Here is a 21,930-nt window from a genome sequence, read left to right on the forward strand (position 1 = left end):
TGCGAATAAAAGTTGAGACCAAACAATGATTCTATTAACAGGCGGAGCAGGTTACATCGGTTCACATATGCTTTGTGAGCTACTTGAGGCTAATCATGAAGTTATAGTGTTAGATAACCTCAGTAATAGCAGTGTTGAGGCTGTCAAACGTGTAGAGTCTTTGACCAACAAGCGTTGCACCTTTATCGAAGGTGATATTCGAGATCGTCACTTGCTTGATGAAATTTTTTCTCAATATACAATCGATTCAGTATTGCACTTTGCAGGGCTTAAAGCGGTTGGCGAGAGTGCTGAAAAGCCATTAATGTATTTTGAAAATAACATAACAGGCAGCTTGGTGTTATTAGAGGCGATGAAGGATGCTAATGTTAAAAAATAGTATTTAGCTCTTCAGCGACTGTATATGGTGATCCTGAACAACTTCCTATCACAGAAGATTGCCCGACATCTATGCCAACCAACCCATATGGTTATACCAAATTGGCAGTAGAACAAATGATGATGCAGTTAGTAAAATCAGACAGCTCATGGTCTGTGGCTGCATTACGCTATTTCAATCCCGTTGGAGCTCATGAAAGTGGTTTGATAGGCGAGGACCCTCAAGGTGTTCCTAATAACTTACTGCCTTATATCGCGCAAGTAGGTGTTGGTCGTCGTGATAAGCTCTCTGTCTATGGTGGCGATTATGATACTCACGATGGGACTGGTGTTAGAGACTATATTCATGTGGTTGATTTAGCAAAAGGGCATCTGCGTGCTCTAGATTATATTGCGGAAAAAACCGGTTATTTTGTATGGAATCTAGGCACAGGCAATGGTTTCTCAGTTTTAGATATGGTAAAAGCGTTTGAAAAAGCCAGTAGCAAAACCATACCTTATCAGATCGTTGGCAGACGTGATGGTGATATCGCCGCCTGCTATGCAGATTCCAAAAAAGCTGAAAATGAGCTGGGCTGGAAAACTCAAAAAACGATCGATGACATGATGGTGGATACCTGGCGTTGGCAACGTCAAAACCCTGAAGGTTATAGCGGATAGCTAGGTTTGACTAACTGTCTAAAGATATAATAAAGAAAGTATCTGGATAAATGAAGTGATGACCTTATCAATGTGGTTGATGGTAGCGCTACTTGCTGTCTTAATATTTTTACTGATTAGATTTCAGCAGTATACCACCACAATATTTGGTGGTGTGCTGCTCATGGTATTTGCGCTAGGCTGGATCAGCTCAGATGACTTACTCAGTAATGCCTCTAACCAAGGGTTAGCAACGCTCGTTCTACTCATATTAATATCTTATGCCTTAGAAAAAACCAGCTTGTTAACCCACCTCACACGCTTACTATTCTCTGAATCTGAGCGATCTTCTTTGATACGTACGATTGCCTTTTCAGGTGTATCATCCGCACTGCTTAATAACACGGCCGTCGTTGCCGCCATGATCAATGCCATTCAAAATGACACTCGTGTAAATGTATCGAGAGTACTGCTTCCCATGTGTTTTGCTGCTACCTTAGGTGGCACAATGACACTGATAGGCACGTCTACCAACCTTGTCGTGAATAGTATGTGGGTAAAGCAAGGTCATGAAGCGATTGGTTTTTTTGACTTAACGCCTATCGGGCTGGTCATTTTTGCCGTAGGTTCTGTTGTGCTGTATTTTACCAGCAAGATATTGCCCAAAGTAACCATCGATAAAGCGCCTATTGATGAATACTTTGTAGAAGCAGAAGTCGAAACAAAATCTCCCTTGGTGGGTAAGACGGTAGAAGAAGCCAAGCTACGCAATCTAGTCGATTTATTCTTAGTAGAGATTGTCCGTGGTAATCGCACCATCACGCCTGTATCTCACTATGATGAGATACAGGCGGGTGACAAACTGATCTTTAGCGGAGATGTAAAGCGTATTCAAGTGCTTAGTCAGTTTGATGGCTTGAGGCTCTTTGCTGAAGATAGTGGTCTACCGACACAAACATTGACCGAAGTTGCCATCAAACAAGACTCAAGCCTAGTGGCCAGCACCCTCAAGTCAACGGGATTTAGAGCAAAATTCGATGCCGCTGTGGTCGCTGTGCGCCGAGACAGTGGTAAATGTAGTGGTAAGCTTGGAGAGGTTAGGCTGCGTGCGGGTGATATCTTGATTTTGGCAACTGGACCTGACTTTTCAAGTCGCAATAATATCCGTAAAAACTTTTTTGTACTTTCAGGCGTTAAGCCACAGAGTATGATTACAGGATGGCGTGAAAAATTGGTTATTTTTGGTTTTATCGGAATGATTATTGCATCAGTCGTTACGGGACAGCCATTGTTTAACCTAGCGCTCTATTTGTTTGCAGCCTTACTGATAACAGGGTGTATAGAAGTCAATGAAATTAAGCAGCACTTTCCAATGTCTATTTGGTTGATAGTCGTCAGTGCCTTATGCTTAGCAAATGCTATGAACACAGTGGGACTGGATACCAAAATTGCTGAACTTGCAGCATCTGGATTGTCAGGTCTAGCACCTTCATGGACGTTACTAGGCGTGTTATTATTGACGACGTTGATAACTGAGCTGCTCACAAATAATGCGGCAGCGGCACTGATGTTTCCTATTGCCTATAGTATTGCAGTCGGAATCGGCATTGACCCGTATCCTATGATTTTAGCGGTTTGTTTTGGCGCATCTTGTTCTTTTATTAGCCCTTTTGGCTACCAGACAAACCTCATGGTATTCAATACAGGGGTATATCAAATTCAAGACTTTGCCAAAGTAGGGGCGCTCGTCACACTGGTTGTGACAGTCATTTGTGTTATGATTATTCCCATGGTTTACCCGTTTTAGACGCACATAAAAAAACCATCTTATATTATTTACCCAACCTTGTGAGACCGTTTTATGATTAAAGCCACCAATATCGTTTGGCATGACGCCGCTGTTACGGCAACTGAACGTCAACAGAAGCTAGGTAATAAGCCTTGCGTTTTATGGTACACAGGGCTTTCTGGCTCTGGAAAATCCACAATAGCCAATGCAGTCGATCGTATGTTGCATGATAGGGGGTATTCTACTTACTTGTTAGACGGTGATAATGTTCGCCACGGATTGAACAAGGATTTGGGGTTTACAGATGTAGATCGCATAGAGAATATTCGTCGTATTGCTGAGGTCAGTCGCTTGTTTAATGATGCAGGATTGATTGTTTCTACCGCTTTTATCTCTCCTTTTACGACAGATAGAGACTCAGCTAGAGCGCTGGTGGGTGCTGATTTCATTGAGATTTTTATTGATACACCGCTTGCAGAGTGTGAGAAACGTGATCCTAAAGGCATGTATAAAAAGCTCGGGCGGGTGAAATAGCCAACTTTACGGGTATTGACTCTCCTTATGAAGCACCTAAAGCACCTGAAGTGCATGTTAAAACTGCAGGTAAGGCAATTGAAGAAGTTGCTAACAAAGTGGTCGAGTATTTGCTAGACAATGGCTATATTAAATAAGTGACAGACGATGACCTATATAGATATATTTAATGGCGATGCTGATGGTATTTTTTCGCTGATTCAATGGCGAAAAGCACACCCTGTTGGTAGCAATGATAAACAGCATTTGGTGACAGGTGTCAAAAGAGACATCGCGCTCGTACCGAAATTAACTGAAGCATTGGCCTCTGAGGCAGCCATTACGGTCTTAGATGTCTCTTTTGATAAGAATGTGGATGGCGTTAAACAGGTTCTAGAAGTCTGTCAGAACCTATTTTATTGTGATCATCATAAAGCAGACAAGCTCTTTGAGCATGAAAAACTAATCGCTAATATAAATACTGAGCCAACCGTCTGTACTGGCTTGTTGGTAAATGCCTACTTACAAGATAGATACCCCTTATGGGCAATAGCAGCGGCATATGGTGATGGGTTGGATCATATTGCTGAACGTCATGTTAAAAGATTGCAGCTAAATGAGCGCCAACAGAACCAGCTTAAACAACTGGGTGTGTTGGTAAATTATAATGGTTATGGTAGCTCAGTGGAGGATCTATATTTTGATCCAGCTGAGCTATTTACTTCGTTAGCCAATTATCAAACGCCATTTGATATCATTCAGGACAGAGAGTCGCCTTTCTTGCCACTCAAACAAGGCTATATAGAGGATATGAGCAAGGTTGAGTCATCTGAAAATATCAGCTCAAATGATAAGTTAATTGCTCTGCTGCTTGAGGATGCTGCTGGGCTCGTCGCATCAGTGGTACTTATGGCAACCAGCTAGCCGCACAAAATCCCGAAAAGCCTGTCATAATAGCCTCTTATAATGCAGAAGGCACACTGGCTATCAGCTTGCGTGCTCCTAAAAATAACCCATATGGTGCTAGTACTATATGTAGCCAGTTTGCCACGGGTGGTGGTCGAGAAGGTGCTGCTGGTATCAATAGCTTGCCTCAGTCGGAGATTGATACTTTTATTGATGTGGTGAGTAAGTACTATTTGCTATCACAGTGATTGAATAAAATAATAAGCTCAGTGTAGATGTTATCTCTAATAAAGCCAGAGGAAGGATTATGAGAAAAGTGAAGTATGCTGTACTGCCAGTGGCAGGCTTTGGCACGCGTATGCTGCCATTGTCTAAGTCTGTGCCAAAGGAGCTGTTGCCACTGGGCAATCGCCCTGCGATCCACTATGTGGTCGAAGAGGCCATCGCAGCCGGTATCAAGCATATCGTACTGGTCGGACATGCACAAAAAAGCGCGATTGAAAACTACTTCGATATCAATGCAGAGCTGGACAATCAATTACGCCATAAAGGAAAAGAGGCGCTGGCCGATAGTCTCAACTGGCTACCAGAGGATGTGAGCATATCGGTGATCCGTCAAGGCACAGCATTAGGTCTCGGTCATGCGGTACTGGCGGCGCGCCCTATCATCGGTGCGCATGACTTTGCCGTACTACTGCCTGATGTCGTGCTTGACCCTTTTTCGGGTGACATGTCGGCTGATAACCTAGCCTTTATGATAGATGCGTTTGCCACCGATGGGCACTCACAGATATTGGTTGAGACCGTCGCGGATGAGGACGTGCACAAATACGGTATCGCTCAGTTAAGTGAAGACCATAGCGCTACGAGCGATATGGAGGATCAAGCAGAGGCGAATGCGAGCTTTAGCGTTGCTGGGTTTGTAGAAAAGCCGAATCTGGCCGATGCCCCATCGAGGTTAGCGGTCGTGGGTCGTTATGTCTTTAGCCATCACATCTTTGATTATTTGGCCAATACCACAGCCTCGGTCGGCGGTGAGATTCAGCTGACCGATGCCATTGATGCCTTGATTAGCGAGCACGGGGTGAGTGTCACCACCATGCGCGGCGACAGCTATGATGCAGGAGACATGCGCTCATACATGCAGGCATTTATCTACTTTGCCGAGCAGCAATTGGCACAAGGTCAGTAGTCTATGAGAACAGACAATTCTTGCTGCTGTGGTCCTCAGTCGCCAAATTGGCAGCGCTTGCAATCGCTTGCCAAGCAAACATGGTCCCTTGAACGTTTGTTTGTGCAAGACCCTCATCGTACCGCGCGCTTTAGTGCCCAAACAGGCGCGCTGTATATGGATTATAGCAAACAGCTTATTGACGAGACGGTTTTGACAAGCCTGCTGAGTTTGGCGACTGGTTGCGGCTTGTCCGACCGTATTGAGGCACTGATGCAAGGCGCTGCGGTCAATACCAGCGAGGAGCGCGCCGCACTGCATACCGCCCTACGCTTGCCTGCGACAGCGACGCTCAATGTGGATGAACAAGACGTCGTCGCTGATGTGCATCGCAGTCTGGCACAAGTGGCTCATATTTCTGAACGTATCCGCAATGGCACATGGCGTGGGTTTTCTGGCAAAGCCATGACAGATGTGGTCAATATCGGGGTGGGTGGCTCAGATCTTGGGCCCTTGATGGCGACGGCAGCGCTTGATGAATGGGCAAACACACAGGTAAAGGTGCACTTTGTTTCTAACATGGATGGCACCCAACTGGACAATTTGCTCAAACACCTGAACCCTGAGACCACGCTGTTTATTGTCTCATCCAAATCCTTTGGTACCGTCGATACCTTATCCAATGCCAAGACCGCTTTGTCATGGCTACTGACCACGGCCAAACTGCGGGCAGGTACAAAGCGCAGCGTCTTACGCCGACATTTTATTGGCATCTCAGCCAATCACCAAAAAATGAGCGCGTGGGGGATTCATCCTGAGCATCAGTTGCAGCTGTGGGAGTGGGTCGGTGGTCGCTTTTCTTTATGGTCGGCGATTGGACTGGCGATTGCTATTCGCATAGGCATGGCGGGCTTTAAAGCGCTGCTGGCTGGTGCTCACAGTATGGATGCGCATTTCTCGCAGGCCGATTTTTCAGAAAACTTGCCCGTATTATTAGGGCTGCTGGCCGTCTGGAACAGCACCTTTTTGCAGGTCAATGCGCATACCGTATTGCCCTATGATGGTCGTCTCAGCTATTTACCAAGCTACTTAACTCAGCTTGAGATGGAAAGTAATGGTAAGTCCGTCACTCAGCATGGGGATCGTATTGACTATAATACTTGTCCAATATTATGGGGTGAGATTGGCTCAAACGCTCAGCATGCTTTTTATCAGCTATTGCACCAAGGGACGCAGCAAGTCTCGTGTGACTTTATCGCTTGTGTGCGCCGCTACCATGGTCCATTAAAAAACACAGCACTACAGCAGCAGCATGAGTTATCGTTGGCTAACTGCTTGGCGCAAAGTCGGGTATTGGCATTTGGTAATGCCGCTATTAGCGACAATAAAGTAGACGCCTGCGTAGAGACTGATAAGTATAAGCATTATCACGGTAATCAGCCTTCTACGACGGTGCTGATCGATGAGCTGACGCCGCATAGTTTAGGGGCGCTGATTGCGCTTTATGAGCATAAGGTTTATGTCATGGCCAGTATCTGGGACATCAACCCGTTTGATCAATGGGGCGTGGAGATGGGCAAGCAGATGGCAGAGTCTGTCCATCAAGCGATGCAGCAAGAGAGCTCGGGATGCTTTGATACCTCCACAGATCAGTTGTTACAACACATCAGGCAGCGCTCTTAAGGCTGCAGATACGTTAACATGGTTAAAAGATGAGCTTATGAACGCTAATAATACAAAAAATGATAGGCCTAAATATACGCAGGCACTAAAACAAACAAGTGTCAAAAATCACGAAGTCTGCGTACTGATCGGGCACAGTATTGAGGCCATCACAAGTGCGGTGGTACTGGCCAGTTTGGGCAATACGGTGCACTTATATTCAAACACTGAGCTGCTAGAGCAGCAGTTGCAACAGTATGATTTTGAGCGACATTTACCTGCATTATGGCAAATGTATGTCCAGCAGCATCAAATTGTTATTCAAACGTTGCCTGATAGTGCAGAGCATTTATTACAAAGCTATTCTGTTTTTTATAACAATAAAGATAGCGAAAAAGTGATACTTTACTGGCTGTTTTTGGACAGTATCAAATCAGTATGGCCTGAAGAAAGCTGGATTGCGGCTTTTAATCATAGCAATCAGCAAGCATTGCCGTTGGTTATGAGTGGTATCGAGCAAATTGGATATATATCAGCACTGGCGCAGCGGTTAAAGCGCGCATGGGTATATTACATACCTTTTGCTTTTTTGCAGGAGGGTGCCGCCTACAGCTCGATGCTTGCCCCTTCTTTATGGTTAGTCGGTGAAAAAACGCCACAGAGTAGCAATCAGTATTTATCCGCCTTGCAACCTTTACGACTGGATGCCCGTGCTTTTATTTTGCTGACATTGCAACGATTGAGTTTGCCCGCAGCAGCATCATGGCGATGCTGGCAACACGGGTGAGCTTTATGAATGAGATGTCGCGCCTAGCCGATGGTTATCATCTCGATATTCAGCAGGTCAGTAATATTATTGGGCTTGATGACCGCATTGGTAGCAGCTACTTGCAAGCAGGCTGGGGGTTCGGTGGCAATACCTTGCCCACTGAGCTGACCAAGCTATCACAATCAAGCCAAACGCACAGTTTAGACATGCCATTATTACAATCCGTTATGCGCATCAATGAAGATCAAAAAGAGCTGATATTTCGTAAGTTTTGGCAATATTTTGATGGTTTTATTGACCATAAGACAGTGATGATTTGGGGCGGCAGTTATAAGCCAAAATCTGGGCGTACAGTCGGCTCTGCCATCCATCCGCTATTAGCGCTATTATGGTCTTATGATATCCGCACGCTTATTTATAGTGACAAATCACAAGCAGAGCTTGCGACACGATACGGTCAACAGTCATTGTTTCAGCTGGTGGTTGACCCTTATGAGCAGTTACCAAACACACATGCCATTTTTATTGTTAGCTGGTCGCCACGAGATCAGTTAGATATGGCTAAAATTAATCAGCAAGCCATGCCAATATTTGATGCGCAAAATGCACTGACACGATTGCAGATCGATAGTCTGGTAGGCGACTATATGGGCATTGGTCGGTCTAAATAGCTTTATCCAAGTTTGTCAGTTGCTAAAAAGCTCGTTGACAATTATCAGCGAGCTTTTTTAATTTTTAGCGCCTTAATTTTTAATCGAATTTGTACGTATTAAATCGTACTTATTTACGCTGGTACAGCACCTTGTGCCTCTAGCCACTGTTGAATCTCTCGAATTTTAATAGTTAACAATTCTTCATCGCCGCGCGTTTCGATATTGAGTCTGATCAGCGGCTCGGTGTTGGAGGCGCGCAAATTAAAGCGCCAGTCGCCAAAGTTCAAACTGAGGCCATCAAGGGTGGATTTAATCGGATTTTTGCTGCTAAATTTTTCCTCAATAGCACTAATGATCGTTGCTGCATCATTTGTTGTGAGACGAAAATTGAGCTCACCTGAGCTGGGGTAGGCCTCGATATAGTCACTGACCAGCTTTGATAGCGTCTTACCCGTGACGGACAATAGCTCAATGGTCAGTAGCCATGGAATCATGCCGCTGTCACAATAGAAAAAGTCGCGGAAATAGTGGTGGGCTGACATCTCACCGCCATACACTGCGCCAGACTCGCGCATGACTTGTTTGATAAATGAGTGCCCAGACTTACTGATGACGGCTGTGCCACTGTGCGCTTGGATCACAGCTTCGGTATTATAAATGACACGCGGATCGTAGACGATTGACTCATTTGGGTGCTTATTCAAAAATGCTTGAGCGAGCATCCCAACAATATAGCTACCATCAATAAATTCACCCTGTTCATCGAACAAAAAGCAGCGGTCAAAGTCGCCATCAAAGGCAATCCCAAGGTCGGCTTTGTTTGCCAAAACCGCTTGCTGAGTGGCCACTCTATTGGCATCAATCATAGGATTGGGAATGCCATTTGGGAAGCTGCCATCAGGGGCATGATGCAGTGTAATCACTTCAATTGGCGCACCAGCTTGTGCAAGCTTATCAATCAATAAGTCAACCACGGGTCCCGCACTGCCATTGCCTGAGTTAATCACTAATTTAAGCGATTTGAGCTTATCGGTATCAATAAAAGTCATGACATGATCGACATAAGCGCTTTTATTGGTTAATAACTGCAACATTCCTGATCGGTTTTTAGTAGTAAATTGCCCAGACTCTGCCAGTGCCTGAATCTCTGCCAAACCATCATCGGCGCTAATGGGCTTTGAGTGCTCTTTGACTAGTTTTAGGCCGTTATAGTTGATGGGATTGTGACTGGCAGTGACCTCGATACCGCCTAGGGCCTGATAATGACTGGTGGCAAAATAGACCTCTTCAGTGCCGCTCATGCCCAAATCAATCACATCGACACCGGCATCTATCATACCGCAGATAGCGGCCTGTTTTAGCGGCTCGCTTGAATGACGGATATCGCTACCGATGACGATGGCAGGTCTTAGTACGGCAAGCTCACTCTGTTGATCGTCCGTCACGGCGGCGTGATAACGCTGAGACAAAATCTGAGCAAAGGCGCGACCGATACGATAAGCGATGGCATCATCTAGGGTCACCCCAAGCTCGCCGCGAATATCATAAGCTTTAAACGAGCCAATGCTCATAGGATAAAATTCAGTTGCTGGCTGGTAGCCTGTGGCCATAGAAGTTGACATAATAATAAGGTTCCTTGCAGATAAGTGGTGGTAAAATAACGAGGCAGACCACGCAATTATAAGCCAATAACCCACCAATGCCACCTTATCATCCGCTTTATATTTTATAAAAGAGTCATCACGCCCCAAGCCATCTATTAAACAGGAGCCTGCCTTATGAGTAACCCAGTAGCCAACATATCAGCCCCCCAACCGGTACAAGGTACACACCTGCTAGTGGTGAATTAGACGATTTATTGGCTTTGATGGCACGGCTACGTGTTGACTGTCCGTGGGATAAAAAGCAAACTAATCACAGTCTTATTCCGTATGCCATCGAAGAGGCTTATGAGCTGGGCGAAGCGGTACAAGTAATGACGATGAGGATATCAAAGGCGAGCTAGGCGATGTGCTGCTGCAAGTGGTGTTTCATTGTCAGATGTATGCGGAGCAAGGTCGCTTTAATATGAGCGATGTTATAGCCACTTTACAAGAAAAGCTGATTCGTCGTCATCCGCATGTGTTTGAAGCCGAAACTTTAAAAGACGATGTGCAGCAGTAAAATTACGCTGGGATGAGATTAAAGCAGAGGAGCAGCAATCGCGCGAGGCACGAGGCAAACCCAAACGTCGTTTAGACAATACCAAGGCGGGCAGTGCGCTTATGCAAGCGCAAGATGTACAAAACAGGCGTCAAGTTAGGTTGACTGGGAGGGCGTTGGCGGTGCTTTTGATAAGCTAGATGAAGAGATTGCCGAGTTAAAGGCTGAATTGATAGATAAATCAAAAGACGCTGCTGAATATGACATAAGCAAAGCCAATATTAGTGATATTGAAAAAGAGCTGGGTGATTGTATGTTTGCGCTGGTCAATGTCGCCCGTAAACTCAATCTTGATGCAGAAGTAGCTACCTTAACGTGTGTGCATAAATTCAAATCACGCTTTGGTTATATTGAAGCGCAGTTAGCTGCGGCTGGCAAGCGTTTAGAAGACAGCGATATAGCAGAGATGGATGCACTGTGGGAAGCGGCGAAACAACATGAACGATCGTCATGAACGTTTATCATAAGGTCTCATTTTTTAGCTTAGTCAATATGGCTGTTTTCAGTCTAATATTGGCGGTCTTTATGTTGAACAGTGTTCAAGCTGCGCCTTGTTTTGATAGTCCTCAAAGGGCTTATGAATATCTATTGGTGCAAGAAAGTGCCAAAATACAGGTACGTGACCAAGCCACCATTAATATCAATCGTGCTAGTGAAGGCGAGCTCGTTTCATTAAACGGTATCGGCAGCAGCAAAGCCCAAGCGATTATTTTATATCGTGAGATGTTTGGTGATTTTAAGACAGTGGATGAGTTAGCAAAGGTCAAAGGTATCGGTGCAAAAACGGTTGAGAAAAATCGAGGACGTTTACGCGTACAAGATTAAGGGCAGTATTTTGCTTTAATTAACCCCAATATTGACAAAATAGCACGTAAGTATCAGTCATAACACACCTACTAGGCGCAAAATTTGTTAAACTAGCAGGTACATCCGCCTGATAAACGCTGTGTTCATCAGGGGTGGTTAAAGAATACCGGCGAGGAGTAGATGCATGGCCGAGCGTGCCGCCAAGCAGTTAGAACTGAATAAATCTGAATTACCCAATTCCATTACTGAAGTGATTGCCACCTTGAACCGAGCTGGGTTTGATGCCTATATCGTCGGTGGCGGCGTGCGTGATACCTTATTGGGTTTACGTCCAAAAGACTTTGACGCTGTCACTGATGCCAAGCCGCATGAGATCAAAGACGTCTTTGGCAAGCGCTGCCGCATTATCGGTCGCCGCTTTCAGTTGGCGCACGTGTATTCAGGCCGTGAGTTGATTGAGGTTGCTACCTTCCGTGGTCCACCAACCAATGATGCTAATACCAATCAAGACGGTATGATCCTGCGTGATAATGTTTGGGGTGATATCAAACAAGACTTCTCTCGTCGTGATTTTTCTATTAATGCGCTTATTATCAACCACTTAAAGGCGTGGTTCATGATTTTTGCGGTGCGCTTGACGACATTGATAATAAAATCATTCGTCTGCTCGGCCATGCGCCAGTGCGTATCGAAGAAGATCCAGTACGTTTGTTGCGTGCTTTACGTTTCAAAGCCAAGCTCGGTTTTGAGTTTGATGACGAGTTAGCCGATCAGTTTCATGATGGCAACTGGGCATTGCTTGAGCAAATATCACCGCATCGTCTCTATGATGAAACCCAGAAGATGTTTACTGGTGGTTATCTGGTGCCATTATTGCCGCTATTGTTTGAGTCAGGGGCGATTGATAGCTTAATTATCTATCCACCGTCTGAGCCAAGTGCACTGGTCAATCAAGTCGCTATTAATACCGACAAACGTATTGCTGCGGGCAAAAGTATCAATCCGGCGTTCTTTTATGCCGCGCTATTATGGGAAAACTATCTGCATCAGTTGGCAAAAGCCAAGAAGCGCAATATGCCGTTTGCTGAAGCGCAAATGCACGCCGCTGGTAAAGTGATTGATCGTCAACGTATCAAGACCGCGATTCCTAAATTTGCAGAGCAGTTTATCCGTGATATCTGGATATTGCAGCCAAGACTTGCAGCCCCGCGTAGCAAACAAATCGTCCAGCTCTCTGAGCATCCACGTTTTCGCGCAGGTTTTGACTTTTTGTTATTGCGTGAGCAATGCGGTGATGCTGAGCATCCGTTATCAGAGTCGACCAATGGTATGGGCGATTGGTGGCAGACCTATCAGACATTGTCTGAACGAGAGCAGCAGCAAGCCATTGATGATTTTGATGAAAATATTCGTCGCGGTGCCTATAAAAAAGGGCAACAAGCGCAGCGTGGTCGGGGCGTAATCATCAAAATTCAGAGTCAAATAGCATCGATCACTCAATATCTCATCAAAAAAATACCAAGCACAGCAAAGCCAATGATACTGCTGAGCAGGGTAGGAATGATCAGAATATGGTAAATGACCCGTCAAATATTCCAGCACGCCGTCGCCGCGCTGCCAGTCAATCAGACTCTGTTAAGCAATCTGGTGGCAGTAACAACAAGCACTATGAATCGCAGCAAGTAAGTCAAGATAGTCATGAGCTTGCTCAGTTACGACTGCTATCTCTTGCCAATAGCAGCAACCAAGCGGCAAATAAACGCCATCATTCCAAGCCTGCACCACTTTTTGTAATCGAGCATGAAAAAGTCGTGCCGCTATTAAAAAAGCAGCTATCAAATGGCGATAAGCCTGATAGTCGTCAAGAGGCGGCGCAGAAAAAACCTGCCCATAAGAATGTATCGGCTGAGAAAGCACTAAAAAATCAGGATGCCAGTTCTGATGCCAACTCTTATAGTAGTAAGGCTGACAGTAAACCTGATCGCTCAAATCAAGCTCAGCAGCCAAAAGCAACACAGTCAGAGGTTATGCCTTCATCTGTGGCTCGCTCGGTAGCAAGATCGCCATCGCTCGTCAGTATGAATAATGAGCCGATACCGCATAAGCGTCGCCGTCGTCAGCCGAGTGTAGATAGTATAAATCTTGCTAGTAATACAGAGACGCAAGTAACGACTAACAACGATGTTAAAGCTGTAGCAAAGTATGCAAAAAAAGCACCTAAGCCCGCAGCCCAGCCTACTAATAAAACAGATATTCCGGCTAAAAAAACGGCTGAGCGCAAGAAAGTGGCGAAGGTTACGACACCTGCAAGCGCTAAAAAACCAACCAAAGCGACAGAAGCAAAGTCTGCTAAAACCAGCCAAGCTGCAAATGGCAATGTTGGTACGAGTAGTGTGAATGACAATAAAGGCCCTATCCCATCGAAACGTCGCCGTCGCCAGCCTAGTACTGACAATGTCTAATATTACTAACGATGCGGGCAACGCGAATTGGGTAACCTGCTACGTAGGTCTGGGTAGCAATTTGTCTAACGACTTGGGTTCACCAGTAGAACATTTGCAGCAGGCAATCGCAGCGATGCAAGAGCATAAGCAAATACGTGCGGTTCGAGTTTCTTCGTTTTACGCTTCAGCGCCTATGGGGCCGCAAGATCAGCCTGATTTTGTTAATGCCGTCGCTGGGTTTGAGACGATATTGCTGCCTTTTGAGTTGCTTGCTTACTGTCAACAGTTAGAAAAAGAGGCTAAGCGTGCACGAATACGGCGTTGGGGTGAGCGTAGTTTGGATGTCGATATTTTGTTATACGGTGAGATACAGATTACTGATCCAACACTGACAATACCGCACGCTGGCTTAAGTGAGCGCAATTTTGTCTTAATACCACTGCGAGAATTGGCGCCAAATTTAACCATCGCCGGTAAGTTGATAAGTGACTATTCACAAAGTCGCGATTGGACAGGTTTAACATTATTATCAAGCGATTGATTATAAGTAAATGATGCTGAGTGATAGATGTTAAATGTTTGAAAGATTCATCTAACGTATTTCAAGTCTAGCTCTGATAGTAGCAATATTGATAATTAAAGGCATTGCAGATTAATTGAGGGTCATATGACGACATTATCTACTCTAAATAAGTTTAAAAAAGACGGTACCAAGTTCACTTGCTTGACCTGTTATGACTCGATGTTTGCACGAATGATGGAAAAAGCCGAAATTGATACGATTCTAATTGGGGATAGCTTGGGCATGGTGGTGCAAGGTCACGACTCAACGTTACCCGTGACTGTCAATGACATGGCTTATCATACAGCCAATATTGCCCGTAGCAATAAACACGCGCTGATATTGGCTGACTTGCCATTCATGAGCTATGTGACCCTGCCAGAAGCGGTTGCCAATAGTCGTCAGCTGATGCAGTCGGGCGCGCATGTGATTAAGATTGAAGGTGGTAGTGAGCTTTGCGATTTAATCACGACTTTGGCGCAAGCAGGGACGCCTACTTGTGTGCATTTAGGATTAACACCGCAATCAGTCAATGTGTTTGGTGGTTATAAAATCCAAGGTCGTGGTGACGAAGCGGCTGATCAATTGCTTGCTGATGCGAAAGCAGTCGTTGCGGTAGGTGCTGCGCTGTTAGTGTTAGAGTGCGTACCTGCTGAGCTTGCAAAAGCAGTGACGGAAGCCGTCGCAGTGCCAGTTATTGGGATTGGTGCTGGCGCAGATACAGATGGTCAAGTGTTGGTCATGCATGACATGCTAGGTATGGCACACGGCCGTGTCCCGCGCTTTATTCATGACTTTTTGACCGATGAGCGTAATAGCGCGCACAGTATCGAAGGCGCATTTGCCCTTTACCAGCAGTCAGTACGTGAAGGCAGTTTTCCAACCGAGCAGCACCAGTTTAGCTAACATTTTAGTTTTTACGATTATCAGTAGAAGAATAGTTAACCATGCCAATCATTCATCATCATATCTCCGCATTGCGTACGGCTTTACAGTCTTATCGTGGACAAAAAAATGACAATCAAGATAGCCCACAGCGTATCGCTTTAGTGCCAACGATGGGCAATCTGCATGCTGGTCATCTTGAATTAGTGAAAATAGCCAAGCAACAGGCTGATATCGTGGTGGTTAGTATTTTTGTCAACCCTACTCAATTTGGCGCGGGAGAGGACTTTGATAGTTATCCTCGCACGCTGGATGAGGATGTCGCTAAGCTAGCAACGGTCGATACTGATTATGTGTTTGCGCCCAGTATTGAAGAGATGTACCCAGTCTTACCGCCGCCAACCTCCGTTCTCGCGGGAGCTATTACCACTCAATTATGTGGTCAATCACGCCCTGGGCATTTTGACGGTGTTGGTATTGTCGTCTCTAAACTGTTCAATATTGTACAACCGGATATGGCTATTTTTGGACAAAAAGATTATCAGCAATTAGCGATTATTAAGCAATTGGTACGTGATTTAAGTTATCCCATTGAAATTATAGGGGCACCTATTGTCCGCGCTGCAGATGGTTTGGCGCTTTCATCACGTAACCAATATTTAAGTGCTACTGAACGTGAGGTAGCGCCTGTTATCCATCAAGCGCTACAATATTTAGCAAAGCAGCTAGAGAGAGGCGAACAGAGCCAACAAGCTGTTCAGTCGTTGTTAGCAGAAACGCATCAGCGTATTACGGATGCTGGCTTCATTATTGATTATTTAGACATTAAAACCGATACGCTAGAGTCACTCGCTAATGATACTGTAACTTTTAATGCAGAAAATAAGAGTTTGATGATTTTAGTCGCTGCTTGGCTAGGACGCGCACGTTTGTTAGACAATCAATTGGTGACGGTGGATCAATCGTTGTGACATAGTAATTTTCAGGATGCAATGGACTAGAATGGGTGAATCATGGATGTGAGTCAGGGTGAAAATAACAGTCAATCTGAGCAGGTAGCGTGTAAAATAGCAACCGATAAGCTCAGTATTCTGGTGGTATCAGGGCGTTCAGGCTCAGGTAAAACCTCAGTATTAAATATTTTAGAAGATTTAGGATATTATTCTATTGATAACTTACCGTTATCCTTATTGCCGGATGCTGCGCATAAATTGGTCAATGAAAGTGGGATTCGTCGTATTGCGCTTGGTGTTGATATTCGAACACCGCGAGCGGATCTATCCAAGTTTGCAGAGATGCATGCATCCTTAAAGAAAACATATGGGGCGCATGCGGTCAAAGTGGTGTATGTGACCGCGCAAGAAAGCACTTTGATAGCACGTTTTAATGCGACACGCCGCGTACATCCGCTGATGTCACAGGATATCGATAGTGATAATGCCAAGCACATTGCTTTTAATCTACCTGCCGCGATTAAAAAAGAAGTGGAGCTGTTAGAGCCTATCGCAGGTCATGCCGATATCAGAATTGATACCAGCAATTTGAATATTCATCAACTGAAAGACAGCTTGCGTGAACATGTCGGCGTGGACAATCAGATTGTGATTAATCTGCTGTCTTTTGGCTTTAAATATGGCAGTCCTATTGATGCAGATTTTGTCTTTGATGTGAGGATTTTGCCGAATCCACATTGGAACCCTGAACTGCGTACTTCGACAGGTCTAGACACGGAAGTTGCCGCATTCTTTGCCGACTATCCAGAAGTGGCTGAGATGACTGATGATATAGATAAGTTTTTAACCCGTTGGTTGCCCGAATTTTTACACAATAACCGCCATACAGTGACAGTGGCTATTGGCTGTACTGGTGGTAAGCATCGTTCAGTATTCATCACCGATAATTTACAACGTCGTCTTGCCAATGTTGTGCCGCAAAGTATAAAAGTGCTGGCGAAACATCGTGAAAAAAATCGTTGGTAGTTATTGGTAAACACTGGGGCATATCTTCATTTTTATGACTATTCCTAAAATGAGAGCATGCCCCTGTTAATTTTATTATTTATTATTTTGGAAAGCTTTTATGATTGACTGGAAAGAACAGGATATGCGCGTCTCGCGCACTGAACTTAAAAAAGCCCATGAGCGCTTGCAGAAGTTGTCGATACCACTTGCCAGCTTATCGAAAAAGCAACTCAAAAATCTGCCAGCCAGTGACTATTTTATGGCAGAACTCATGGCATTGGCTGATATCACCAGCGCTAATGCTCGTATTCGCCAAACCAAGCGCGTTGGTAAGCTGATTAGTGAAGAAAACCGCCACGAATTGGTAAAAGCATTATTTGATGCGTTTTTCCCTAAAGAACAGGTCTCAAAAATAGAAAGTTGGTTCGAGCGTTTAAATATTAATGATGAAGGGACGCTTAAGCAGTTCGTTAAACAGTACCAAGCATCTGAACAAAATAGTATGTATCAATTACTGTTATGGATTGAGTACGCCAAACATACCCAAGATGATGAGCTGATGGCAGAGTCTAAAGCAGACTTAGCCAGTTATATTCGTGAAGTCACTATTTTGTCGCAATTGAAAAAAGAAAAATAATAAGGTGATAGCGGCTAAATAGCTTTGACCACTATTTATACAATATCTCCACTTATAAACTAAAGTAGTCTGCAAATGCAAAAAGCCAATCATCAAGTGATTGGCTTTTTTATGGGTAAGAGCATTTAGGTGCAAATGACACTTATAGATAAATGCTAGTCCCTAATTTATAACGGTACCTAATTTATATTAGTACTTAACTTATTTCTTTTCAGCACGCACTTTGTCAACCAAATAGTCAACGACTTTAGGTACAGTAGCGCTTTCACCAGTGACAACGTATTTGCCTTGTACGACGACTGCTGGCACACCAGAGAGCTGATAACGCTTAGCGCCTGCTTGTGAACGACCAATTTTCGTCCAACGGCGAATGAATTATAAAGGCTATTGAATTTTTCTCATTAACGCCTTTCGATGCATACATTTGCTTAATGATGATTGGTCAAAGATTTTCTACCATCTTTGGTGAATGGCATCAAATAGCGCGTCATGGGTTTGTCTTCAAACCCTAGCAGCTGCGCGGCTAGAAACCACGCGCGTTGGCTTCCCAAACAGGGTTAAGCGCTGCTGGCGTTTTGAAAAAGGCAACGTCTTTGTCTTTGTTTTTAGCCCATTTTTCCATATGTGGGTTAAGAACGTTACAATGCGGGCAACCATACCAAAAAAACTCACGAACAATGATAGCATCACCGCTGATTTTTTCTGGATTGTCTAGCACGCGATAGTCTTTTCCGGCGACATAGTCGGCAGCTTGTGCGCCCATAGTGGCAAGTCCAATGGCCATGGCCAGACCAGTCAGTGTGATAACACGTTTCATACTTTATCCTTGAGGTGTGAAAACTTAGGGTTTGTTGAGATGTTTTAGTACCGTATGGTTTTGGGTATAGCGCACAGGTTTTTAAAGTGCCCAAACGAGACAGCGTCGAGTATAATCGAACTATAGTGACGTATCGACTATAATAACGTAAAACATGATCGCTTGTGAATCCGATTCTTAACTAACGGTTGTAAAGCTGTGAGCCATTATTTAAGGCTCATTTCACCAAGTTTTTGGGAATTATTTTAGCGTCTTATTATTTAGATTTTAAGCTGTTTGAAGCATCTATCCTCTAAAAAAACGGTACAGAAAGTATGAACGTTTGCTAAGACCATTCACAATCGGTGACGATGTACTCACGACAAAGCTGCCGCTCTCATGCTAATATTAGGTACATAATTGTGCACTGTATATGATTATAACGATAATGACAATAAAGGAAAAATGCAATGAGCTCAGCTCTATCTTCCTCGCCTTCTTTGAATGAGCAAGCAAACAGCGGTCTTGATGATACAACGGCTACCGCCATTAATGTAGATCCTAGCGAAGTCGACAAATTTAATAAGTTGGCAAGCGAATGGTGGAGTAAGACGGGTGCCTTTGCGACTTTGCATGAAATAAATCCACTGCGTTTAAATTGGATAGAAGACAACGTCAAGCGCAGTTATCAAAATGACAGTGCTGATACAGATATTCATAAAACGGCTGGAACTGGCTTGGCTGGAAAAAAAGTGCTCGATGTCGGCTGTGGCGGCGGTATCTTGTCGGAGTCTATGGCACGTCGCGGTGCGGATGTGATAGGGATTGATTTGGGTACCGAAAATCTGAAAGCGGCAGCGCTGCATGCAGAGCAAAGTGCTTTACATGAGACGTTGCGCTACAAGCATATACCAGTAGAAGAACTGGTTAAAACTCATGCAGGTCAGTTTGATGTAGTGACTTGTATGGAGATGCTCGAACATGTGCCTGATCCCAGCTCGATTGTGCAGGCTTGTTTTGAGTTATTGGCACCAGGTGGTGTTTGTGTGCTATCGACGATCAATCGAAACCCTAAATCATACCTATTTGCCATCGTTGGCGCAGAGTATGTGTTGCGTTTGCTCGATCGTGGCACTCATGACTATGCCAAATTTATCACGCCAGCCGAATTAGATAAAATGGCAATTGATGCGGGATTCACACGTCAAGATATCATTGGCTTGCATTATAATCCGCTGACCAAGCGTTATTGGCTGGCTCAAAATGTCGATGTTAATTACATGATGGCAGTACACAAGCCACTGGCTTAAGCTGAATGCCGTATTTGGTTGTTTTCATGTCATACTATTTCACTCAACACCTTATCTATATTAAGAGCATTCACTATGAGCCAATTTGTAAAAGCGGTTTTATTTGATCTCGATGGGACATTAATCGATACGGCTGCTGATTTTGTCTGTATTATCGGTAAAATGAGCCGCGAAAATGATTGGCAAGCACCCCCTGAAGCAGAAATTCGCGAGCAAGTTTCTGCTGGTGCTTCAGCGATGGTACAGTTGATGCTACGTCATAACGATCAAATTGAGGTTAGCGAAGAAGCTTTGCAGGAGTTTCGCCAACAGTTTTTAGATGATTATGAAGCTGAGATATGCGTCGATAGTTGTGTGTTCGCTGAATTAGAAGATGTGTTGACTGCTCTTGAAGAAAAAGGGGTGCCATGGGGTATTGTGACCAACAAGCCGCGTTATCTGGCAGAGAAGTTACTAGACAAGATGCAGTTAGACGGGCGCTGTTCTGCTTTGGTCTGTCCTGATGATGTGTCTCGCTCAAAACCCGATCCAGAGCCTATGTATGCGGCGTTAGAGAAGCTTGGTATCCCTCGCGGCGCCGCTGAAAGCGTGATTTATGTTGGCGATCATATCCGTGATATCGAAGCTGGTAATGCCGCTGGCATGCCGACGATTCTAGCTGCTTATGGTTATATTCCGCCTGAAGATCAAAAAAACCTAAAGAAATGGGGTGCAGATTATATTACTGATACGCCTGAGCAATTAAATAAACTGTTGCTCTCTTCTGGTAAATTTGACTATTTATAAATAAAATTATAAATCGAGTCCGCCACACTCTATGTTTTTAAAGAAACACGATAAATACTTAGCATCCCAACTATTAAACGATAAGCAGTGAGCAATGCCATGAGTGACAATATTAACCAGTCAGCTAGTCAGCAAGACCACCAGAAAACCGTTCAAAGTCTAACTCAACCGTTAACTCATAATGATATTCGCAACTTTGTACCATCTGATAATTGTTTAGATGGTAAGACTATTTTGGTCACGGGGGCAGGTGACGGTATCGGCCGCGTTGCCGCGCTGACTTATGCTCGTTATGGAGCGACAGTCCTGTTATTGGGACGTACCAGCAGCAAGCTTGAATATGTTTATGATGAGATTGAAAGTCTTGGTGGCAAACAGCCTGCCATGCTACCGATGAATCTAGAAGGGGCAACCTATGCTGAAATGCAGCAGTTAGAGGGGTTGATTAATAAAGAAGTCGGTCAGCTCGATGGCATCTTGCACAATGCGGGTATGCTTGGGCAGCTAACCCCACTTGAGATGTATGACGTCGATACTTTTGCACAAGTTATGAAGGTGAACTTTACCTCGACGTTTATGCTCACCCAAGCACTGCTACCACTACTTAAAGATGCTGAGAATGGCTCTGTTATTTTCACCTCTAGCACGGTCGGTACACATCCTCGCGCGTTCTGGGGTGCTTATGCGCTGTCCAAGCAAGCCGTAGAAGGCATGAGTGATATCTTTACCCAAGAGACACAGAATACAACTAATTTACGTTTTAACTGTGTCAATCCTGGTGGCACTCGTACCAATATGCGCGCCCATGCTTATCCAGGAGAGAGTCCTATGAGCCTAAAAACACCTGAAGATATCATGGCAGGCTATGTTTGTCTGATGAGTGATGCCAGTATCGGGGTACGCGGGCAAGTGGTTGAGCTACAGCCAAAAGGTTAGCCATGTGATTTTTTGCTAGGAAATGTCATTATTTAGCGTATTTATCGCATACTTTCAGATTGAGGCATGCTCTAGTAGGTTGCAATTAATTATAAACAACCCCATCTATTTGTTATTAAAGCGA

17 protein-coding genes and 5 pseudogenes are annotated in these 21,930 nt (G+C 44.5%); 20 read left to right on the plus strand and 2 right to left on the minus strand.

The window, feature by feature from the left end:
• Window positions 1-25 precede the first annotated feature (25 nt).
• The 9 genes and pseudogenes from galE (at window position 26) to G7Y90_RS04510 (ending at window position 8,498) form a co-directional block, all read left to right on the plus strand.
• Window positions 26-1,038 (plus strand): annotated as a pseudogene (galE, locus tag G7Y90_RS04470) (UDP-glucose 4-epimerase GalE).
• Between the two features lie 58 nt (window positions 1,039-1,096).
• Window positions 1,097-2,824: an SLC13 family permease gene (locus tag G7Y90_RS04475; protein ID WP_250163932.1), complete on the plus strand. Its 1,728-nt coding sequence runs from the start codon at window positions 1,097-1,099 to the stop codon at window positions 2,822-2,824.
• A gap of 54 nt (window positions 2,825-2,878) precedes the next feature.
• Window positions 2,879-3,477 (plus strand): annotated as a pseudogene (gene cysC / locus G7Y90_RS04480) (adenylyl-sulfate kinase).
• A gap of 10 nt (window positions 3,478-3,487) precedes the next feature.
• Window positions 3,488-4,243: a hypothetical protein gene (locus tag G7Y90_RS04485; RefSeq protein ID WP_250163505.1), complete on the plus strand. Its 756-nt coding sequence runs from the start codon at window positions 3,488-3,490 to the stop codon at window positions 4,241-4,243.
• Between the two features lie 29 nt (window positions 4,244-4,272).
• Window positions 4,273-4,473, plus strand: a complete 201-nt coding sequence (locus G7Y90_RS04490; protein ID WP_502937416.1) for a hypothetical protein — start codon at window positions 4,273-4,275, stop codon at window positions 4,471-4,473.
• Between the two features lie 59 nt (window positions 4,474-4,532).
• The gene (locus G7Y90_RS04495) at window positions 4,533-5,417 is read left to right on the plus strand and encodes a UTP--glucose-1-phosphate uridylyltransferase (RefSeq protein ID WP_250163506.1); all 885 of its coding nucleotides are present in this window, start codon (window positions 4,533-4,535) and stop codon (window positions 5,415-5,417) included.
• Between the two features lie 3 nt (window positions 5,418-5,420).
• Window positions 5,421-7,079 carry a glucose-6-phosphate isomerase gene (gene pgi, locus G7Y90_RS04500; protein ID WP_250163507.1) on the plus strand — a complete coding sequence of 553 codons (1,659 nt, stop codon included), beginning with the start codon at window positions 5,421-5,423 and terminating at the stop codon, window positions 7,077-7,079.
• A gap of 37 nt (window positions 7,080-7,116) precedes the next feature.
• Complete coding sequence (locus tag G7Y90_RS04505; RefSeq protein WP_250163508.1) at window positions 7,117-7,845, plus strand: hypothetical protein; 729 nt, start codon at window positions 7,117-7,119, stop codon at window positions 7,843-7,845.
• The gene (locus tag G7Y90_RS04510; protein ID WP_250163509.1) at window positions 7,821-8,498 is read left to right on the plus strand and encodes a hypothetical protein; all 678 of its coding nucleotides are present in this window, start codon (window positions 7,821-7,823) and stop codon (window positions 8,496-8,498) included. Before G7Y90_RS04505 ends, G7Y90_RS04510 begins: the two co-directional genes overlap by 25 nt.
• Before the next feature lie 113 nt (window positions 8,499-8,611).
• Here G7Y90_RS04510 and G7Y90_RS04515 read toward each other — a convergent pair whose 3' ends face one another.
• Window positions 8,612-10,102: a phosphohexomutase domain-containing protein gene (locus G7Y90_RS04515; RefSeq protein ID WP_284143828.1), complete on the minus strand. Its 1,491-nt coding sequence runs from the start codon at window positions 10,100-10,102 to the stop codon at window positions 8,612-8,614.
• Window positions 10,103-10,258: 156 nt separating this feature from the next.
• On the opposite strand from G7Y90_RS04515, the pseudogene mazG reads away from it, so the two are divergent.
• From mazG to yjgA, 8 genes and pseudogenes are all read left to right on the plus strand, one after another.
• Window positions 10,259-11,136, plus strand: a pseudogene (mazG, locus tag G7Y90_RS04520) (nucleoside triphosphate pyrophosphohydrolase).
• A gap of 71 nt (window positions 11,137-11,207) precedes the next feature.
• Window positions 11,208-11,507, plus strand: coding sequence for a ComEA family DNA-binding protein (locus tag G7Y90_RS04525; protein ID WP_320157970.1), 300 nt, complete (start codon window positions 11,208-11,210; stop codon window positions 11,505-11,507).
• A 166-nt stretch (window positions 11,508-11,673) separates the two neighbouring features.
• Window positions 11,674-13,951, plus strand: a pseudogene (gene pcnB / locus G7Y90_RS18855) (polynucleotide adenylyltransferase PcnB).
• Window positions 13,944-14,474 carry a 2-amino-4-hydroxy-6-hydroxymethyldihydropteridine diphosphokinase gene (gene folK, locus G7Y90_RS04540; RefSeq protein ID WP_198332284.1) on the plus strand — a complete coding sequence of 177 codons (531 nt, stop codon included), beginning with the start codon at window positions 13,944-13,946 and terminating at the stop codon, window positions 14,472-14,474. The pseudogene pcnB and the gene folK overlap by 8 nt, the downstream one beginning before the upstream one ends.
• Before the next feature lie 126 nt (window positions 14,475-14,600).
• A complete protein-coding gene (gene panB / locus G7Y90_RS04545) occupies window positions 14,601-15,401 on the plus strand; it encodes a 3-methyl-2-oxobutanoate hydroxymethyltransferase (protein ID WP_198332283.1) in 801 nt (266 codons plus the stop codon).
• Between the two features lie 41 nt (window positions 15,402-15,442).
• Complete coding sequence (gene panC / locus G7Y90_RS04550; protein ID WP_087813877.1) at window positions 15,443-16,351, plus strand: pantoate--beta-alanine ligase; 909 nt, start codon at window positions 15,443-15,445, stop codon at window positions 16,349-16,351.
• A 42-nt stretch (window positions 16,352-16,393) separates the two neighbouring features.
• Window positions 16,394-17,359 (plus strand): RNase adapter RapZ, encoded by a 966-nt coding sequence (gene rapZ / locus G7Y90_RS04555; RefSeq protein WP_087813876.1) that lies wholly within the window; start codon window positions 16,394-16,396, stop codon window positions 17,357-17,359.
• A 100-nt stretch (window positions 17,360-17,459) separates the two neighbouring features.
• Window positions 17,460-17,978 (plus strand): ribosome biogenesis factor YjgA, encoded by a 519-nt coding sequence (gene yjgA, locus G7Y90_RS04560; protein WP_045443152.1) that lies wholly within the window; start codon window positions 17,460-17,462, stop codon window positions 17,976-17,978.
• 201 nt (window positions 17,979-18,179) lie between these two features.
• Here the strand turns inward: yjgA and G7Y90_RS04565 are convergent.
• Window positions 18,180-18,795, minus strand: a pseudogene (locus tag G7Y90_RS04565) (thiol:disulfide interchange protein DsbA/DsbL).
• Window positions 18,796-19,244: 449 nt separating this feature from the next.
• Here G7Y90_RS04565 and ubiG point away from each other — a divergent pair.
• From ubiG to G7Y90_RS04580, 3 genes are all read left to right on the plus strand, one after another.
• Window positions 19,245-20,084, plus strand: a complete 840-nt coding sequence (gene ubiG, locus G7Y90_RS04570) for a bifunctional 2-polyprenyl-6-hydroxyphenol methylase/3-demethylubiquinol 3-O-methyltransferase UbiG (RefSeq protein ID WP_238034385.1) — start codon at window positions 19,245-19,247, stop codon at window positions 20,082-20,084.
• A 75-nt stretch (window positions 20,085-20,159) separates the two neighbouring features.
• Window positions 20,160-20,870, plus strand: a complete 711-nt coding sequence (locus G7Y90_RS04575) for an HAD family hydrolase (RefSeq protein WP_238034386.1) — start codon at window positions 20,160-20,162, stop codon at window positions 20,868-20,870.
• A 99-nt stretch (window positions 20,871-20,969) separates the two neighbouring features.
• Window positions 20,970-21,806, plus strand: a complete 837-nt coding sequence (locus G7Y90_RS04580; protein WP_198332282.1) for a YciK family oxidoreductase — start codon at window positions 20,970-20,972, stop codon at window positions 21,804-21,806.
• Window positions 21,807-21,930: the final 124 nt, after the last annotated feature.

It is taken from the genome of Psychrobacter sp. WY6 (genome assembly GCF_018448495.1).
Lineage (GTDB): Bacteria > Pseudomonadota > Gammaproteobacteria > Pseudomonadales > Moraxellaceae > Psychrobacter.

Coding starts and splice junctions, on each gene's coding strand:
- panB (WP_198332283.1), top strand. CDS start 14,601: ATGACGACATTATCTACTCTAAATAAGTTTAAAAAAGACGGTACCAAG.
- G7Y90_RS04485 (WP_250163505.1), top strand. CDS start 3,488: ATGACCTATATAGATATATTTAATGGCGATGCTGATGGTATTTTTTCG.
- rapZ (WP_087813876.1), top strand. CDS start 16,394: ATGGATGTGAGTCAGGGTGAAAATAACAGTCAATCTGAGCAGGTAGCG.
- yjgA (WP_045443152.1), top strand. CDS start 17,460: ATGATTGACTGGAAAGAACAGGATATGCGCGTCTCGCGCACTGAACTT.
- folK (WP_198332284.1), top strand. CDS start 13,944: ATGTCTAATATTACTAACGATGCGGGCAACGCGAATTGGGTAACCTGC.
- G7Y90_RS04475 (WP_250163932.1), top strand. CDS start 1,097: ATGACCTTATCAATGTGGTTGATGGTAGCGCTACTTGCTGTCTTAATA.
- ubiG (WP_238034385.1), top strand. CDS start 19,245: ATGAGCTCAGCTCTATCTTCCTCGCCTTCTTTGAATGAGCAAGCAAAC.
- panC (WP_087813877.1), top strand. CDS start 15,443: ATGCCAATCATTCATCATCATATCTCCGCATTGCGTACGGCTTTACAG.
- G7Y90_RS04495 (WP_250163506.1), top strand. CDS start 4,533: ATGAGAAAAGTGAAGTATGCTGTACTGCCAGTGGCAGGCTTTGGCACG.
- G7Y90_RS04575 (WP_238034386.1), top strand. CDS start 20,160: ATGAGCCAATTTGTAAAAGCGGTTTTATTTGATCTCGATGGGACATTA.
- G7Y90_RS04515 (WP_284143828.1), bottom strand. CDS start 10,102: ATGTCAACTTCTATGGCCACAGGCTACCAGCCAGCAACTGAATTTTAT.
- G7Y90_RS04505 (WP_250163508.1), top strand. CDS start 7,117: ATGAACGCTAATAATACAAAAAATGATAGGCCTAAATATACGCAGGCA.
- pgi (WP_250163507.1), top strand. CDS start 5,421: ATGAGAACAGACAATTCTTGCTGCTGTGGTCCTCAGTCGCCAAATTGG.
- G7Y90_RS04580 (WP_198332282.1), top strand. CDS start 20,970: ATGAGTGACAATATTAACCAGTCAGCTAGTCAGCAAGACCACCAGAAA.
- G7Y90_RS04525 (WP_320157970.1), top strand. CDS start 11,208: ATGTTGAACAGTGTTCAAGCTGCGCCTTGTTTTGATAGTCCTCAAAGG.
- G7Y90_RS04510 (WP_250163509.1), top strand. CDS start 7,821: ATGGCGATGCTGGCAACACGGGTGAGCTTTATGAATGAGATGTCGCGC.